Here is an 18,009-nt window from a genome sequence, read left to right on the forward strand (position 1 = left end):
GAAATCCCTATTTTTGTTTTTCAATAGAATCGGTCTCCTAACGTATGAGTCAAAAAGTACTACTTTCCTCAAAAGAAATACACATTATCCTTCACCGATTGGCATGCCAACTATTAGAGAATCATTTGGATTTTAGCAATACGGTACTCATCGGTCTTCAGCCCAGAGGAACTTTTTTGGCAGAACGATTGGCCAAAATTCTAAAGGAGGAATATGGTATTAAGAAGATAGAACTTGGGTTCTTGGATATCACCTTCTATAGGGATGATTTTAGAAGGGGCAATAAACCGTTAGAGGCCAATGAAACAAAGATGGACTTTCTAGTTGATGATAAAAAGGTGGTATTGATAGATGATGTGTTGTATACCGGACGAAGTATTCGTGCGGCCTTGACCGCTATTCAGTCTTTTGGAAGGCCGTTGGAAATAGAATTATTGACATTGATCGATAGAAGGTTTAGTCGTCATTTGCCCATTCAGCCCAATTATAGGGGCAGACAGGTAGATGCCATTAATGAGGAAAAAGTAAAGGTGATGTGGAAGGAAAATGATGGGGAAGACACCATTTATTTAATTAATAAATAATATAGTAATTGCGCGGAAGTAACTTATTAAAGGATAATTGGCGCAGTAGAATAAATAGAAATTAAAGAATATGGGCGAACTAAGTGTAAAGCACTTGCTAGGAATTAAGTATCTAAATGAAAAAGATATTCAGCTCATTTTTGAAACTGCCGATCATTTTAAGGAAGTAATCAATCGTTCCATTAAAAAGGTACCGTCTCTTCGCGACATCACTATTGCCAATATATTTTTTGAGAACAGTACCAGAACCAGACTTTCTTTTGAACTTGCAGAGAAACGTCTTTCAGCGGATGTAGTTAACTTTTCTGCAGCCCAATCCTCGGTAAAAAAGGGGGAAACCCTTATAGATACGGTAAATAACATCCTTTCCATGAAGGTGGATATGGTGGTCATGCGCCATCCCAATCCCGGGGCAGGAATATTTCTTTCCAAACACGTCAAGGCGTCCATAGTAAATGCAGGTGACGGAGCACATGAACATCCCACCCAAGCCTTATTGGACTCCTATTCCATCAGGGAAAAATTGGGAAGTGTGGCAGGAAAGAATGTGGTCATTGTGGGAGATATTCTTCACTCCAGGGTAGCATTATCTAATATTTTTGCCCTTAAACTTCAAGGTGCAAACGTAAAGGTCTGTGGCCCAAAAACATTGATGCCAAAACATATCGAATCCTTAGGGGTAACCGTGGAGACCAACTTAAGAAAGGCGCTTAATTGGTGTGATGTGGCCAACATGTTGCGCATTCAGAACGAACGAATGGATATTAGTTATTTTCCGACCACCAGGGAATACACCCAACAATTTGGGGTGAACAAAGCCTTATTGGATAGTTTGGATAAGGAAATAGTAATTATGCACCCAGGCCCAATCAACAGGGGCGTGGAGATAACAAGCGATGTTGCCGACTCCAATCAGTCCATCATTCTTAACCAGGTGGAAAATGGGGTTGCTATTCGAATGGCAGTAATATATTTATTGGCTTCAAAAATAAAATAAGATCCTATGATTTTCAACAGAGAAGACACTACGACCATTGTTCTACAGGAAAACACTTCCTTAAAGGTATTTTTGGAAAATTTAAAATCAGGGTATCCAAAAATTAAGAACGATAATATTATCGTGAACCTATTTTCATTCTCCAAACTTACTGCTAATGATGTTTTGGAGTTCCATGAGCTTTCAGTGGCACATAGAAAATTAAAGAAATCGTTCGTTCTGGTTACGGACAAGGTAACTTATGAAGAAGTGCCAGATCATATCATTGTAGTGCCAACCATACAAGAGGCCAGGGATGTCATTGAGATGGAGGAGATTGAGCGCGATTTGGATTTGGAGGAAGAGTAGATAGACTTCCTAATGAACCTAGGCCAATGTCCAGCAGGATCTGTTCTCCTCAGTTAGTGCCTTAACTTGAAAATTACATGAAATTACACATCTTAGGTTGTTATGCCGCCACGCCCAGAACTTTTACCAACCCAACGGCACAAGTCCTAGAAATAAAGAATCATTTATTTTTGATTGATTGTGGAGAGGGGACACAAGTACAACTAAGAAAGCATAAAATAAAATTTTCCCGCATCCAGCATATCTTTATTTCCCATTTACATGGGGATCATTTTTTTGGCCTACCAGGATTAATATCTACTTTCCGATTATTGGGTCGCAAGACGGCATTACATATTTATGGTCCTAAAGGGATAAAAGAGGCTGTGACCCTGCTCTTGAAATTGGGAGATTCCTGGACAAATTATCCTTTGATATTTCATGAACTTACGACCAAGCTACCTGAACTTGTTTTTGAAGATGAGAAAGTAACGGTAAATACCATTCCGTTGGACCATAGGGTGTATACCAATGGCTTTCTGTTTCGGGAGAAACCAGCGGACCGAAAATTAAATATTGAAGTGGTAAAAAAGTACAATATCGATACGTGTTACTACCAAAATATTAAAAGCGGCAAGGACATTGTTTTGGATAACGGCGTTCTCGTTCCCAATCATAAACTCACCTTAGACCCACCCAAACCCAAGAGTTATGCCTTTTGTAGCGATACGGCATATATGCCGGATATGGTGCCGCAAATCAAGGAAGTGGACGTGTTGTACCATGAATCTACTTTTTTGGAATCTGAGCAGCATATGGCCCCTAAAACCAAACATGCCACGGCTAAGGAAGCCGCCAGTATTGCCAAGGCAGCAAATGTGGGTGTCCTTATCTTAGGCCATTACTCTACGCGATATGCTTCCATTGAGCTTTTTAAGGAAGAGGCAATGGAGGTATTTGAACGTGTTGAATTGGCAGATGATGGAAAGTCATTTGATTTTCATTAGCATCGTTATTTTATAGCAAACACTCAATTTAATGGACCAAAAAGTGTAACTAAGTTCTTTTTGTTGTCCTTAGCCAAAATATTGATAAAAAGCGTTTAGACTTTTCGTGAATTGCGTTCTTTTCCTCATTTTTGTTACTAAGAGGCTGGTAACAAAATAATCTAGTGTTAAATGCAGAAAGATTTAGGCAATTATAGAAAAAGCTATGAAAAGAGTGCCTTGGAAGAAGGCGCTATTTCTGACAACCCCATAGAATTATTTCAAAAATGGTTTTATGAAGTGGAGGCTTCGGAAGGGATTGATGAGCCTAATGCCATGACTATATCAACTATTGGATTGGACGGTTTTCCAAAGAGCAGAGTAGTACTGCTTAAAAAGTATACGTTTGAAGGATTTATTTTCTATACGAACTATACAAGTGAAAAGGGAAAGGCAATTGCCAACAATCCCAATGTATGCCTTTCATTTTTTTGGCCCAATATGGAACGACAGATCATTATTAAGGGAAAGGCCGAGAAGTTAGCAGAAAATCTATCCGATGGTTATTTTGAATCTAGGCCTGAAGGAAGTAAACTAGGAGCAATTGTTTCGGATCAAAGTAGTGTTATCCCTTCTAGATCCGTACTAGAGGAAAAATTGAAAGCCTTGGAAAAGGAATTCCAGGGCAAAGAGATCCAAAGACCGGATTTCTGGGGTGGGTATATGGTAAAACCCGTATCCATTGAATTTTGGCAGGGAAGACCCAATAGATTGCACGATAGGGTGAGATACTCCTTGCAAGAAGATTACAATTGGAAAATAGAGCGTTTGGCACCTTAAAATCTAAGAACATGAAAACATTGATCCTTATACGTCATGGAAAATCATCTTGGGATTATCAAGTTGATGATCAGGATAGGCCATTAAAGGAAAGGGGAATTAAGGACGGCCATCTTGTTGGTTCGGCCTTAAAATCAAAGAATATTAGCATTGACGCCGCATTCTCTAGTCCGGCTAATAGGGCATTGCATACCTGTATGATTGTATTGCGCAAACTGGATTTTCCCTTACACAAACTTCGGATCACAAAGGAATTGTATGATTTCTCTGGGGAAGATGTGTTCCATTTTGTAAAAAACCTAGATAACCAATATGAAACCGTCCTTATTTTTGGACACAATTACGCATTCACCAATGTGGCCAATAGCTTGGGAAGTAAAGCCATAGACAATGTGCCTACTACTGGCATGGTGCAACTAAATTTTAGTGTAGATCGCTGGGATGATATTGCAAAAGGAACTACTGAACAGATTATATTCCCAAAACAACTCAAAAAATGATCAAATCCAAATACCAATATATCAACCGGGAAATAAGCTGGTTGCAATTTAACGAACGCGTATTACAGGAAAGTGCAGACAAGAATGTCCCTCTAATTGAAAGACTGAGATTTGTTGGAATTTTCTCCAATAATTTAGATGAATTTTTTAAAGTACGGTATGCCACGGTTAAAAGGATAGTCGAGGCAGGAAGATCTGGGAAGAGTGTTCTAGGGGGAGAAATTGCCAAAGACTTATTGGAGGAAATCACGGAAATCGTAATTAGGCAACAGACTAAAAGTTTAAAGATACTTGGTGATATCGAAAAGGAATTGGAGACCAAAAATATCTTTTTGATCAATGAAAAGGAGATAAAAGATAGTCAGGCTGAATTTATCAAGAGTTATTTTGCTCAAAAAGTGAGTCCGGTTTTAATGACCATTATTCTCAATGATCTTGCTGAATTCCCAACGCTAAAGGATACAGCGGCTTACCTTGCCGTAAAAATAATCTTGAAGAAAGATGAAAAGCATCCAACGGAGGATGGGAAAAAGGAAAAGCGTTATGCCCTTATAGAAATTCCAAAAGGTATAGATCGTTTTGTAGTGATTCCGAGCGAGGAGAATGAAAGTTATATCATCATGTTGGATGATCTGATCCGATACTCCTTGGGCAATATCTTTAATATGTTCAATTATGAGTCTATAACCGCCCATATGATCAAGATTACCCGTGATGCGGAACTTGATATAGACAATGATTTGAGCAAGAGTTTTATAGAGAAGATTTCATCCAGCGTAGAGCATAGAAAGATCAGTGATCCTGTCCGTTTTGTATATGACAAAAATATAGGAAGGGATACCTTGGAATTTTTAAAGGATAAAATGAACATTGAGGATACGGACAGTGTTATTCCAGGGGGACGTTATCACAATAGAAGGGATTATATGGGCTTTCCCAGCTTAGGACGTGAAGATCTGATGTACGAAAAAATTAAGCCGTTGCCCATAAAAGATTTTTCAATGGACGGGAGTTTGTTCAATCTGATTGCAAAAAAGGATTATCTGCAATACACTCCATACCATACCTTTTCCTATGTTATTAGGTTTTTAAGGGAGGCAGCCTTGGACCCTAAAGTAAAAAGCATAAAAATTACGGTATATCGTCTGGCAGACAATTCTCAGGTCACAGCCTCCTTGATCAATGCTGTTAAGAATGGCAAACAGGTTACAGTGCAAATAGAACTTCAGGCCAGATTTGATGAGCAGGCAAATATCCAATATGCAGAACAGTTACAGGCAGAAGGAGTAAAGCTTATATTTGGGGTTCCAGGATTAAAGGTCCACAGCAAAATATGTCTTATAGAAAGGGAGGAAGACGGAGTGAATAAACGTTACGGATTTATCAGTACGGGTAACTTTAACGAAGCTACAGCAAGGATATATACAGATTATACGCTTTTCACCGCCCATGATCCCATTTTAAAAGAACTGAATATGGTTTTTGATTTTTTCGAAACCACATATAAGATCAATAAATATAAGCATCTCATTGTTTCACCGCACTACACCAAAAATGTATTCAAGAAATTGATAGACAAGGAGATAGAGAATGCTAAAGCGGGTAAGGAGGCGTATATTAAGATCAAAATGAACAGTTTCACCTCCTATAAGATGGTGGATAAATTATATGAGGCTAGCAAGGCCGGGGTGAAGATTCAATTGATTATTAGAGGAATCTGTTGCCTAGTGCCAGGAGTAAAAGGGTTAAGTGAAAATATTGAGGCCATTAGTGTTGTGGATAAATTTTTGGAACATCCAAGGGTATTTATATTTTCAAACAGTGGTGATCCTAAAGTATATATATCCTCAGCAGATTGGATGACTAGAAATCTAGATTACCGAGTGGAGGTAGGATGCCCAATTTATGATCCTGAATTAAAACAAGAGCTATTGGATACTTTTGAGATTTCTTGGATGGATAATGTCAAGGCTAGAGTCTTTAGTGCCAATCAGGATAATGCCTATAGAAAAAATAACAAAGTCAAGGTGCGTTCCCAATTTGCGATTTATGACTATTACCTTAAAAAATTAAACGCTTAACCCAAGGTATTTTGAAAATAAGAAAGTTTGCAGCAATTGACATAGGTTCCAACGCAATACGTTTGTTGATTCACAACGTTATAGAAGAGAAGGGTAAAAAGACCCAGTTTAGAAAGAGTTCCCTCATCAGGGTGCCTGTTCGTTTAGGGGAAGATTCTTTTACCGTTGGGGAAATATCGGAACACAACGAGGAGCGTATGTTAAATGCTATGAAAGCGTTTAAATTGATCATGGATGTCCATGGCGTAGAGAAATACATGGCATGTGCTACTTCTGCAATTAGGGAGGCCAATAACGGACATGAAATAGTAGATCGTATCTATGAGGATTCTGGAGTAAAAATTGAAGTTATAGACGGTAAAAAGGAGGCGGCAATCATTGCCTCTACAGATTTGAAGCAGCTGATCCAAAACGATCAATCTTACCTTTATATAGATGTTGGAGGAGGTAGCACGGAGTTTACCCTCTTTACGGATGGTAAAATTAAAGTCTCAAAATCCTTTAAAATTGGCACCGTTCGGATTCTTAACAATTTGGTAGGTGAGGGAATTTGGAAAAAAATTGAGATTTGGATCAAGGAAAATATCCAGGGACTTAGTAAAATTACCATTATTGGTTCTGGCGGTAACATCAACAAACTCCACAAAATGTCTGGTAGAAAAGAAGGGGAACCTTTATCGTATATCTGGCTTAATTCTCAATACCACTTTTTAGAAAGCATGAGTTACGAGGATAGGGTATCCGAACTTGGGTTGAACCCTGATAGGGCCGACGTTATTATTCCTGCCACCCGCATTTATTTATCAGCGGCCAAGTGGTGTGGGGCCAAGAAAATATATGTGCCAAAAATAGGATTGTCTGATGGTATCATCAAAACAATATACCATTCCGAACAATAAAGGAATCAAATTGGGTTAGTATTTAATTGGTGGAATCCGTTAGCCGTGAATGGATTCCTTGTTCCCTAAGTTGTTCATTAGCTCTGCTTCGTAAGTCAAAAGATCCTGCCATTTTTGGTCAACCTCTTCACGTTCACCGTACTGACGGGCAAATTTTAAAAACATGGTGTAATGTCCGGCCTCGCTGACCATTAGTTTATGATAGAATTCCGCTAATTCTTTATCCTTTAGCTGCTCAGAGAGCAATCTAAAACGCTCACAACTTCTCGCTTCAATCAAGGCTGCGTACAATAATCTGTGGACCAGCTGCGTGGTGCGGCTGCCACCTTTAGGGAAAAACTTTATCAGCGCCAATACATACTCATCTTTCCTGTCCCTTCCCAGTACTTTTCCCCTTGCGATAATTCTGTCATGGACCATCTTAAAATGTCCCATCTCTTCCCTGGTAAGGGCTACCATTTCCTGAACGAGATCTGTATACTCAGGAAAACCGACAATCAACGAAATAGCCGTTGCCGCAGCCTTTTGCTCACAGTAGGCATGATCGGTCAAAATTTCATCGATATTTTTTTCTACAATATTCACCCATCGAGGGTCGGTGGGTAGTTTAAGGCCTAGCATTTTCTTATATTTGAAAGCAAAATTAAATAGAATTTTATAAAGGGAATTTTTTATAAGGTATTTTTTTGTTTTGCAAGAATTTAACCTTTTGAACATACTATTCTTTTTTGATTCCAGTTATCTTATTTTCGACGAATAGATTCTATAAAAAATAGGATGGGGAATACAAGGAATAAAGACAAGTAGAAATTAGTACTAGCATATGTCAATAGAAAATGTAAGTCAAGAATTGGCCAAGACCCTTCATCTTCATTTGGATAATGACCATTTAAAGTGGATGGAAGGCAAAATAGACAGTATTATTGAAGATAAGTCTTCCAAGGACCTTTATTTGACGTATAGTCTAATGGCTTCTAAAATAAACCCAATTCCTCTAGATAAGATGCCGTCAGGTGAGAACAAGGTAGTTCAATATTTGGAGGCCCAAAACGCTAATCTTTTACAAATAGGTAGGGTATATCTATTGATTCGGGTACTGGAGGCCGATGAAAATTTCTTTTTTAACAAGGTCGAGAATATCATACAGGTTTCGGACACTGGGGAATTGGAGACATTTTTAAAATTTTTGGTATTGATGCCCAATTCGGGAAATTATAGGAACGTTGCGGTGGAGGCTTTGAGGACAAACATCGCTACTATTTTTGACGCCATCTCTTTAAATAATCCATATCCCTCAATGTTTTTTAATGATCAGCAGTGGAACCAAATGTATTTGAAAGCCGCTTTTATGGAAAGGGATCTTAGTTTGATCACGGATATCGAGGCTAGGGCAAATAAGGATCTGGTCCGAATAATCTCTGACTATGCACATGAAAGATGGGCTGCTTCCAGAAAAGTAGATCCTTACTTTTGGAGGCCGGTAGGAAGGTTTCTCAATGATACGCTCGTTGAGGATATGAATAGGCTGTTTCTAAGTGAGGACGAAAAGGAGAACATGGCTGCGGCCCTTGCGTGTTCTATATCTGAAAATCCAAAAGCAAAAGCATTATTGGAAAATTATCCACAAATAAAAAATAAGTTAGATCAAGGTTTAATTTCTTGGAGTAAAATAAATTGATATGAAAGATAAATTAATGATTATAGATCCCCATATTCACATGACTTCCAGAACAACGGATGATTATGAGGCTATGGCGGCAGCCGGCATAGTGGCGATTATCGAGCCTTCATTTTGGTTGGGGCAACCAAGAACTCAGGTGGGTTCTTTTCAGGATTATTTTAGCAGTTTAGTAGGATGGGAGCCTTTCAGGGCAAGCCAGTTTGGTATAAAACATTATTGCACGATTGGATTAAATTCCAAAGAGGCCAACAATGAAGCTTTGGCTGAACAGGTTATAGAGTTGTTGCCGTTGTATTTTCACAAAGAAAATGTAGTTGCCATAGGAGAAATTGGCTACGATGATCAAACCCCTGCGGAGGATAAGTATTTTAGAATGCAGCTCGATTTGGCCAGAGAACTGAATATGACAGTTCAGGTTCATACGCCGCATAGGGATAAAAAAGCAGGAACTATTAAAAGCATGGAAGTTTGCCTAGAACATGGGTTGGACCCTTCGAATGTTATCATAGACCACAATAACGAAGAAACGGTAAAAGAGGTGCTCGATAGAGGTTTTATTGCAGCATTTACCATATACCCCAAAACAAAAATGGGTAATGAGCGAATGGTTGAGGTGGTACGAAAATACGGAAGCACCAATATCATTGTAGACAGTTCTGCAGATTGGGGTGTGAGCGATCCGCTTGCTGTACCCAAAACAGCCTCACTAATGTTGAGTAAAGGTATTTCAAGAGAGGATGTGATAAAAACCTGTTATCAAAATGCCCTGGATGCCTTTGGTAAAAATGGAAAAATGAAGGAGGAACATTGGTTGGGGAATAAGGGCATTGACCAGCGGGAATTATTTAATGACAATAGTGTGTTAAGAGGGCAGGAACCAAAAATAGAAGGGGATAAAATTGTCTAAAAAATATTCTTTTATCAAGGGATGCCTAATTTTAATGCGACCTCCAAATCTGCCCACCGCCGCGGCAGATATCATTACCGGAGCGGCCATTGTAGGGGTGTTTTCCCAAAGTTGGGAGCTGTTTCCCTATAACTTAATATTACTTATAGCTGCGTCAATACTTTTGTACGCCGGTGGCGTCGTATTAAACGATGTCTTCGATCATAAAATTGATGCTATAGAAAGACCTGAGCGTCCTATCCCTAGTGCAGTGGTCCCCTTACGGACGGCGGCTTTTTTAGGTGGAACATTATTGATAATGGGGGTTCTTTTGTCTTTTCTGTGCAATATAGAGGCAGGATTGGTTTCCATTGTGCTGGCTACTGCCATACTTCTATATGACTCATGGGCCAAAAATCATTCATTTTTTGGTCCTTTGGTAATGGGAAGTTGCCGAGGTCTGAATTTATTGTTGGGTATGAGTCTATTCGGATTACCGGTTGGATCCAATTGGTATCTCATACTGCTGCCTGTGATTTACATAGCTGCGGTAACCCTAATCAGTAGGGGAGAGGTCCATGGAAATAATAAGCGAAATATCCTTCTTTCGGGCTTTCTGTATGTGCTGGTAGCGTCCGCTATTTTTTTGATGATGTTACAGGATGTGGATAGCTTGGTTCTGGTCATTCCATTTTTGATATTATTTGTATTTTCCATATTTAGACCCCTTTTGAGGGCCTATAGGGTAAATACTCCTGAGAATATTAAAAAAGCCGTTAAATCTGGCGTTTTATCCCTGGTCCTAATGGATGCCGCATTGGCGTCAGCTAATTCAACATGGTGGGTAGGATTATTAATTATCCTGTTACTGCCTTTATCCTTATTTTTATCAAAACGTTTTTCTGTAACGTAATCTAGTTATTCATGGGTATTCCAAAATCGATCGAACAGACCTTCAAAGTGGAGTATAAGTACCAATTACACTTCACACAACATCTGTTTGATAAGGACAATTCACTTTTCAATACCATCTTTAAGAACTACGGCCAAGGCAGTAGTGTAAAAGTTTTATTCGTAGTAGATGAAGGAGTCGTAAGATCACATCAATATTTATTGCAGGACATTAAAGATTATTGTGAAAAATATGCCTCACAAATTCAATATCGCGATGTACTTGTAATTCCAGGGGGCGAGCAGGTAAAGCATTCGGTCACTTCCTTGAATCAAGTATTACAAGGGATCAATGATGCTAAGATATGCAGGCATTCATTTGTGGTGGTCATAGGGGGTGGTGCTTTGATAGATATGGTCGGTTACGCTGCTGCCATAGCTCATAGAGGGGTTAAATTACTGAGGGTACCTTCTACCGTTCTGTCACAGAACGATTCGGCAGTGGGCGTTAAAAACAGTATCAACCACTTTGGGAAAAAGAACTTTTTGGGAACCTTTGCCCCGCCATACGCTATTATTAATGATAGTAACCTTTTGAAGACCTTGGAGAAAAGGGATTGGATTTCTGGGATAGCAGAAGCCATAAAAGTAGCCCTTATCAAAGACAGCACATTTTATAGGGAAATAGAAAGAACGTCCAAAAAACTCAGAGATCGGGATATGGGTAGTATGGAGTACCTCATTTACAAATGTGCGGAACTTCATATGCAGCATATAGCCCAAGGGGGGGATCCTTTTGAGGCTGGTTCTTCCAGACCCCTGGATTTTGGACATTGGGCAGCCCATAAGCTCGAGCATATGACCCAATACAGTATAAGGCATGGGGAGGCCGTCGCCATTGGTATGGCCATAGATCTTACCTATGCCAAATTAATAGGGTTAATATCGGAGGAAACCCTTACTTCAATTCATGATGTTCTATTGAATATAGGTTTCGATCTAAAATTGCCTATTCAAGCGGACCAAATTGAGGAACTGTTAATGGGGATAGAAGAGTTCAGGGAACATTTGGGGGGTGAACTGACCATCACCTTGATTTCTGAAATTGGAAAAAAACACGATGTGCATCAGATTGATGAACCTCTGATGAAAGAAGCCATATCCCAATTGCTATAAATATTTTGATAGTGCTATATGTTGATTCAAGATAAATTTCACGTAACCTATTGTTCCAACATCCACCCGGGTGAGGATTGGGAGTCTACATTCCGTAATCTAAAAGATTTTATTCCAAAGATAAAAGGGGAGTTATCGAAAAATTCACCCTTTGGTATAGGCTTGCGACTTTCCAATGCTGCGAGTATTCAGCTTGACCAAGGAAGTAATTTAGAGGATTTTAAAAATTGGCTGGCCCAGAATGATTGCTATGTTTTTACAATGAACGGTTTTCCTTTTGGGGAATTTCACAATACCGAAGTCAAGGATAAGGTTCATGCTCCAGATTGGACCACTAGGGAACGGGTAGATTATACTAAGAGGTTGTTCAAACAGTTGGCCTTTTTGTTGCCAAGTGGTATGTCGGGGGGTATTTCTACATCCCCAATAAGTTATAAGCACTGGTATACCACCAAAGATCAACTTGCCCATGCCCTAAAAACTGGCTCTAAACACTTGACGGAGGTGCTATTGTACCTTAAGGAATTGGAAAAAAATACAGGAAAATATTTGCATCTGGACATAGAGCCCGAGCCAGACGGACTCCTTGAAAATACCGCAGAATTTGTAGATTTTTATGAGAATTATTTGATGCCAACGGCAAGTAGGGAAATAATTTCCAGAATGGGATTGAATGAACAGGAAGCTGAACATTTGATTAAAAGACACATTACTCTCTGTTATGATATTTGCCATTATTCCTTGGCATTTGAAGAGCCAATATTCACTTTTGAACAAATGAGAAAGGTGGGCATTGCCATTGGAAAAATCCAGGTGAGTTCTGCCCTTAAGATTATTTTTGAAAAGGGAAAGGAGGATCAAATTTGGAGCTCCTTGGAAAGATTCAATGAACCTACGTATCTACATCAGGTGACTGAGAAAAAAGAGGGTAAGGTTAGGGTTTATAATGATCTGCCTATGGTATTAAAAAATCGAAAAGCACATAAAGAGCTTAGGGCCCATTTTCACGTCCCTATTTTTTTGGAGAAGTTTGATGATCTATATTCCACCCAGGATCAAATACTCAGTACCTTGTCCTATTTGGACAAACATGATATAACGGAACATCTAGAGGTGGAGACCTATACCTGGGATGTGTTGCCAGAAACACTGAAAGTGGATCTGGGACAATCAATCATTAGGGAATTAAAGTGGTTAAAGGAACGCATGGCATGAAGAAAACGGTAGTTATAAATATTGTTGGTTTAACCAAAAGATTGATCGGGGAGCACACCCCATTCATCAAAAATTTTATGGATGATGGTGCCTGTGCTACTATTGAACCGGTTTTGCCTGCGGTAACCTGTACTGCCCAATCTACTTACCTCACTGGTAAATGGCCTTCGGAGCATGGGATTGTTGGTAATGGTTGGTATTTTAAGGAAGAGCACGAGGTTAAGTTTTGGAGGCAGTCTAACAGCTTGGTACAGTCTGACAAAATTTGGGACGCCCTAAAAGAGCAATATCAGGATTTTACATGTGCCAATCACTTTTGGTGGTACAATATGTATTCCAATGCGGATTACAGCATTACGCCCCGCCCTAATTATCTTGCGGATGGCCGTAAGATCCCAGATGTTTATTCCTATCCGGCAGAGCTTAGGGATAAACTTCAAAATGAATTGGGCACCTTTCCTCTCTTTAATTTCTGGGGTCCGAAAACTTCTATAAAATCCAGCCAATGGATTGCAGATGGCGCACTGTCCACCGATAAAATGTACGATCCCACTTTAACCTTGATCTATATTCCCCATTTAGATTACAACATTCAAAGGTTTGGGCTCGATTTTGATAAAATTGGCAAGGATCTTCAGGAGGTGGATGCTCTAGTGCAAAAAATGGCTGCCTATTATCAAAAAAAGGACACCAATATTATATTGCTTTCAGAATATGGTATTACCAATGTAGATCAGCCCATCCATCCAAATAGAATATTGAGAAAAAAGGGATATGTAAATATAAGGGAAGAAAGGGGATTGGAATTGTTGGATGCCGGGGCAAGTAAGGCATTTGCCGTATCGGACCATCAAATATCCCATATTTATGTCAAGGATAAATCTGAGATAGATGCCTTGAAGAAAATTTTTGAATCTGAACCTGGAATAGAAAAGGTGCTAACGGGCAATGATATAGAAAAGGCCCATTTAAATCATGAACGTTGTGGGGATTTGGTCTTGGTAGCAGATGCCAGATCGTGGTTTACGTACTACTTCTGGATGGATGATGCCAAAGCGCCAGATTTTGCCAGAATGGTGGATATCCATAAAAAACCTGGTTATGATCCTGTAGAAATGTTCACGGATCCCAAGGACCATTTTGTGGTTCCAAAAATTATATGGAAACTACTAAAAAAGAAACTTGGTTTTCGCACTTTGATGAATGTTATTCCCTTGGATGCCTCTTTGGTAAGAGGATCGCATGGAAGAACCCCGGAAAACACGGACGACCATCCAATTTTTATAACCAATTCAAAAAGGGCCCCGTTGGAACAATCTATTAAAGCTACTGACGTTTATAGTTTATTGTACAAACATGTTTCCAATACGTAAAGTTTATGAAAACGGTATTTAAATTGATTTCAATAGTTTTTACAATGCTCTTTTTCTGGGCTGCCTATGTACAGTGGAATGATCCTGATGCCCTTCTGTGGTATGCTATTTATGGAAGTGCAGCTGTGGCATCCTTATTTTTTTTCCTGGATAAATTATCATTTAATATTGCACTGCTATTATTTGCCTTGTATTTTATTGGTGTATTTATCTTTTGGCCAGACCAATTTGAAGGAGTAGGTCTAGAAGATGGAGAAATAAACAATATTGAACATGCTAGAGAATCTTTGGGCCTTCTTATCAATGCCCTTGCAATGCTTATGTATGGCTTGAGGATTAGGCATACGAAGAAAAAGACTTAAAAATCTAGATCAAACTCTTTTCTCAAAATATCGATTACCGGATTCTTTTCCCTTAATTTCTCGTACTTCTCCAGAGGGGTGAAGGCAAACTTCTTTGCTGTTTCCTCATTAACGGTTATGGTAAGGCTAATGAAATGGTTGTTCAGTTTTAGCCGTAGGTATTCCATAAGGTCATACTGTTCCCGCTCCACCTCTTTTTTCATGGTGCCATTAGGAAGTTCTATCCATAAGGTGGTTTGATCCTTAAGCTTTGGAATGTCCGTATTTAGATTGGAAGCCAGGATTTTTCTACCGTCCTTATCGATTATTTCCACAAATTCTGCCCAATGTGCCCTCATCTCCTCTTCGGTAAATGCATCTTTGGGTAATTGGCGCTCATCAACTGTCTCGTCCTTTCTGTTCAGCTCATGCTCTTTTTTGGCCTTTAAGCTGGATATGGAGAGGCCTGACACCCTTTTTGTGGGAATATTTAAGGCTGGTTTAGGGAGGCCTGCCTTTTTATTAGAGTCGTCAGACGGACTATTAATTTCAATAGGGGGCTCCGCTACAAGAACTTCTGTAGCTGATTCTTCGTTGGCTACTAGCGGTTTTTGTGCTTGAAGTCGGTCTGTTACATTGGGTGAGGGGTTGGTGGCAACAGCCCCATTCGCTTCTTCTTTTTTTGGTGTAGGTTTTGTATTTCCTTGGCCTTTAAAAAAAGAGGCTGGTATTAAAAAGTCACTGATTCCTAGACGATCAGATTTTTTTTTTTGGCCATCGAAGTCGATGGAAGCCAGTTTCATAAGGGACAGTTCTACGAGAAGCCGCTGGTTTTTACTGGACTTGTACTTGAGATCACAATCATTAGCAATGTCAATACCTTGCATTAAAAAGGAACTGGATACCTTTTTGGATTGTTCCAGATAATTCTTTTTAGCTTCGTCCCCTACCTCTAAAAGTGCAATGGTATCTTCATGTTGACAGACCATAAGATCTCTAAAATGGGAAGCCAAGCCCGATATGAAATGGTGTCCGTCGAAGCCCTGGGATAAGGTTTCGTTAAACAGCATCAATAAGCTAGGGATATTATGAGCCAGGATAAGGTCCGTGGCCGAAAAGTAGGTATCGTAATCAAGAACGTTCAAATTTTCGGTTACCGCCTTTCGCGTCAATTTTTTCCCTGAAAAACTAACGACCCTATCAAATATGGAAAGAGCATCACGCATAGCCCCATCTGCCTTTTGGGCAATAATATGCAAGGCGTCATCGTCCGCTTCTATTTCCTGATTTTCTGCAATATATTTTAAATATGCTGCCGCATCCTTTACCGTGATCCGTTTAAAATCAAAAATTTGACAACGTGATAAAATAGTAGGGATGATCTTATGTTTTTCTGTGGTTGCCAAAATAAAGATGGCATGTTTTGGCGGCTCCTCCAGCGTCTTCAAAAATGCATTGAAGGCTGCCTGGGATAACATATGTACCTCATCTATGATATACACCTTGTACTTCCCAGTCTGGGGTGGAATCCTCACTTGGTCTGTAAGGTTTCTTATATCATCTACAGAATTGTTGGAGGCGGCATCAAGCTCAAAAATATTGAATGCAAAATCTTCATCTGTATGTTCGGTACCGTCCTCATTTATTTTCTTTGCCAAGATTCTGGCACATGTGGTCTTTCCCACACCTCTTGGACCACAAAAAAGAAGGGCCTGGGCCAAATGGTTGTTCTCTATGGCATTGAGCAGGGTGTTTGTAATAGCCTGTTGCCCCACAACATCCTTGAACGTTTGGGGTCTATATTTTCTGGCAGATACTACAAATGGTTCCACAAATATGATCTTTAATGCAGTATGGGCAAGGCCGATTGCTGCGTGCTACAAATATAAAAATAGCATTGTATAAAGTGGCTAGTTTGGGATAGTTTAAAGACTTTTTTATCAACAATTGAAGTATATTTGCATTTAGCAGGTCGCTCTATCGCTTCCAATGTAAATTGGGAGAGGAAAGTCCGGACACCATAGTGCAGTATAGCGGGTAATGCCCGTCCGCCGAGAGGTGAGGACAAGTGCAACAGAAAGTATGTACAGGTAATGCTGTAGTGAAACCAGGTAAACTCTATGCGGTGCAACGTCATGTAAATCAGTGTTTGAGGGCTGCACGCCCGAGCTGAAGGGTAGGCGGTTTGAGCTTTTGGGCAACCAAAGGCCTAGATAAATGATAGGGGGTTCCTGATTACTCAGGATGAACAGAATCCGGCTTATGACCTGCTTTTTTTAATATTGGAATAAAATGGTAAATTACCTAGATCTACATTTCCTCCAGATAAAACAATTCCTACCTTTTTTCCCATAAAAAACTCTTTTTCCTTCAATAGGGCAGCAAATGGTACTGCACACGAAGGTTCAATTACAATTTTCATGCGTTCCCAAAGTAGGTGCATGGCATCAATAATCTCTTTCTCTTCTACTCTAATGATCATTTCCACATAATCCAAGATGATGGGAAAGTTGATATTCCCCAACTCTGTTCGAAGGCCATCAGCAATAGTGTCTGATGATTCATTCTTTACAATTTGACCAGTTTTTAAAGATTGATAAGCGTCATCGACATTAAAAGGTTCGCCTCCGATCGTATTGCAACGGTGACCAAAAAAATGGGCTGCGAGTGCCGTTCCGGCAATTAGGCCACCGCCACCTACAGGAGTCATTATAAAATCTAAATCCGGATGGTCCTCCAACAGTTCCATTGCGGCGGTTCCCTGTCCCAAAATAACATTAAAGTTGTTTGAAGGATGAAGAAAGGTGGCACCGTGTTTTTCTACAATTTCTTTCGCTGCTTTTTCCCTAGCTGCCAAATTTGGCTCACATTCAATTACCTCACCTCCATAACTGCGAACGGCATTTTTCTTTACCTGTGGGGCGTTGTTGGGTATAACGATGTAGGCCTTAACACCTATGGAACTTGCTGCTAAAGACAGGGCCTGTGCAAAGTTGCCAGAGGAGTGGGTGACTACGCCTTTTGCTTTTTGCGCTGCGGTAAGCTTGCTTATGGCATGGACGGCCCCCCTCATTTTGAAGGATCCTGCCCGTTGAAAATTTTCACATTTAAAAAACAGGTCCACCCCAGAAAGTTCATTGAGTAGGGTAGAGGTCAATACTGGCGTACGGTGTATATGTTCCTGTACGATGGCTTTACACTCTAGTAAGAGGTTCTTGGTTATGCGTGTCAT

17 protein-coding genes, 1 other RNA gene and 1 pseudogene are annotated in these 18,009 nt (G+C 39.8%); 16 read left to right on the forward strand and 3 right to left on the reverse strand.

Annotated features, from left to right (window positions below):
• Nucleotides 1-44 precede the first annotated feature (44 nt).
• From pyrR to ABXZ32_RS12235, 8 genes are all read left to right on the forward strand, one after another.
• Nucleotides 45-584, forward strand: coding sequence for a bifunctional pyr operon transcriptional regulator/uracil phosphoribosyltransferase PyrR (pyrR, locus tag ABXZ32_RS12200; protein ID WP_062053340.1), 540 nt, complete (start codon nt 45-47; stop codon nt 582-584).
• Nucleotides 585-654: 70 nt separating this feature from the next.
• Complete coding sequence (locus tag ABXZ32_RS12205; protein WP_354618958.1) at nt 655-1,581, forward strand: aspartate carbamoyltransferase catalytic subunit; 927 nt, start codon at nt 655-657, stop codon at nt 1,579-1,581.
• 6 nt (nt 1,582-1,587) lie between these two features.
• A complete protein-coding gene (locus tag ABXZ32_RS12210; protein WP_354618959.1) occupies nt 1,588-1,929 on the forward strand; it encodes a ribonuclease Z in 342 nt (113 codons plus the stop codon).
• 77 nt (nt 1,930-2,006) lie between these two features.
• Nucleotides 2,007-2,915 (forward strand): ribonuclease Z, encoded by a 909-nt coding sequence (locus ABXZ32_RS12215; RefSeq protein ID WP_354618960.1) that lies wholly within the window; start codon nt 2,007-2,009, stop codon nt 2,913-2,915.
• Between the two features lie 171 nt (nt 2,916-3,086).
• Complete coding sequence (pdxH, locus tag ABXZ32_RS12220; protein ID WP_354618961.1) at nt 3,087-3,734, forward strand: pyridoxamine 5'-phosphate oxidase; 648 nt, start codon at nt 3,087-3,089, stop codon at nt 3,732-3,734.
• A gap of 11 nt (nt 3,735-3,745) precedes the next feature.
• Nucleotides 3,746-4,234 (forward strand): SixA phosphatase family protein, encoded by a 489-nt coding sequence (locus tag ABXZ32_RS12225; RefSeq protein WP_354618962.1) that lies wholly within the window; start codon nt 3,746-3,748, stop codon nt 4,232-4,234.
• Nucleotides 4,231-6,315 (forward strand): polyphosphate kinase 1, encoded by a 2,085-nt coding sequence (gene ppk1, locus ABXZ32_RS12230; RefSeq protein WP_354618963.1) that lies wholly within the window; start codon nt 4,231-4,233, stop codon nt 6,313-6,315. Before ABXZ32_RS12225 ends, ppk1 begins: the two co-directional genes overlap by 4 nt.
• An 11-nt stretch (nt 6,316-6,326) precedes the next feature.
• Nucleotides 6,327-7,214, forward strand: a complete 888-nt coding sequence (locus ABXZ32_RS12235; RefSeq protein ID WP_354618964.1) for a Ppx/GppA phosphatase family protein — start codon at nt 6,327-6,329, stop codon at nt 7,212-7,214.
• 39 nt (nt 7,215-7,253) lie between these two features.
• Here the strand turns inward: ABXZ32_RS12235 and miaE are convergent, their stop codons facing one another.
• Nucleotides 7,254-7,835 (reverse strand): tRNA-(ms[2]io[6]A)-hydroxylase, encoded by a 582-nt coding sequence (gene miaE, locus ABXZ32_RS12240; protein WP_354618965.1) that lies wholly within the window; start codon nt 7,833-7,835, stop codon nt 7,254-7,256.
• A 202-nt stretch (nt 7,836-8,037) separates the two neighbouring features.
• Here miaE and ABXZ32_RS12245 point away from each other — a divergent pair, with 202 nt between their 5' ends.
• Genes ABXZ32_RS12245 through ABXZ32_RS12275 form a run of 7 tightly spaced genes read left to right on the forward strand, consistent with a single transcriptional unit; the run spans nt 8,038 to nt 14,798 of the window.
• Nucleotides 8,038-8,892 carry an EboA domain-containing protein gene (locus ABXZ32_RS12245; RefSeq protein WP_354618966.1) on the forward strand — a complete coding sequence of 285 codons (855 nt, stop codon included), beginning with the start codon at nt 8,038-8,040 and terminating at the stop codon, nt 8,890-8,892.
• Between the two features lies 1 nt (nt 8,893).
• Complete coding sequence (locus ABXZ32_RS12250; protein WP_354618967.1) at nt 8,894-9,802, forward strand: TatD family hydrolase; 909 nt, start codon at nt 8,894-8,896, stop codon at nt 9,800-9,802.
• Between the two features lie 34 nt (nt 9,803-9,836).
• Entirely contained in the window at nt 9,837-10,694 is an 858-nt protein-coding gene (gene eboC, locus ABXZ32_RS12255) for a UbiA-like protein EboC (RefSeq protein ID WP_354618968.1), read from the forward strand.
• 11 nt (nt 10,695-10,705) lie between these two features.
• Nucleotides 10,706-11,848, forward strand: coding sequence for a 3-dehydroquinate synthase (locus tag ABXZ32_RS12260; protein WP_354618969.1), 1,143 nt, complete (start codon nt 10,706-10,708; stop codon nt 11,846-11,848).
• Nucleotides 11,849-11,866: 18 nt separating this feature from the next.
• Nucleotides 11,867-13,063, forward strand: coding sequence for a metabolite traffic protein EboE (eboE, locus tag ABXZ32_RS12265; RefSeq protein WP_354618970.1), 1,197 nt, complete (start codon nt 11,867-11,869; stop codon nt 13,061-13,063).
• On the forward strand, nt 13,060-14,436 hold the full coding sequence (locus tag ABXZ32_RS12270) for an alkaline phosphatase family protein (RefSeq protein WP_354618971.1): 1,377 nt from the start codon (nt 13,060-13,062) through the stop codon (nt 14,434-14,436). Before eboE ends, ABXZ32_RS12270 begins: the two co-directional genes overlap by 4 nt.
• 5 nt (nt 14,437-14,441) lie before the next feature.
• Nucleotides 14,442-14,798, forward strand: a complete 357-nt coding sequence (locus tag ABXZ32_RS12275; RefSeq protein ID WP_354618972.1) for a transmembrane 220 family protein — start codon at nt 14,442-14,444, stop codon at nt 14,796-14,798.
• On the opposite strand, the gene ABXZ32_RS12280 is transcribed toward ABXZ32_RS12275, so the two are convergent.
• Complete coding sequence (locus ABXZ32_RS12280) at nt 14,795-16,609, reverse strand: DNA polymerase III subunit gamma/tau (RefSeq protein WP_354618973.1); 1,815 nt, start codon at nt 16,607-16,609, stop codon at nt 14,795-14,797. The two genes, ABXZ32_RS12275 and ABXZ32_RS12280, sit on opposite strands and share 4 nt — an antisense overlap.
• Before the next feature lie 132 nt (nt 16,610-16,741).
• Between ABXZ32_RS12280 and rnpB the strand changes: the two genes are divergently transcribed.
• Nucleotides 16,742-17,055, forward strand: an RNA gene (rnpB, locus tag ABXZ32_RS12285) — RNase P RNA component class A.
• 12 nt (nt 17,056-17,067) lie between these two features.
• On the opposite strand, the pseudogene ABXZ32_RS12290 reads toward rnpB, so the two are convergent.
• Nucleotides 17,068-18,009 (reverse strand): annotated as a pseudogene (locus tag ABXZ32_RS12290) (threonine ammonia-lyase); the annotation flags it as partial.

Source organism: Sediminicola luteus (genome assembly GCF_040566555.1).
In the GTDB taxonomy this organism is placed as follows: domain Bacteria; phylum Bacteroidota; class Bacteroidia; order Flavobacteriales; family Flavobacteriaceae; genus Sediminicola.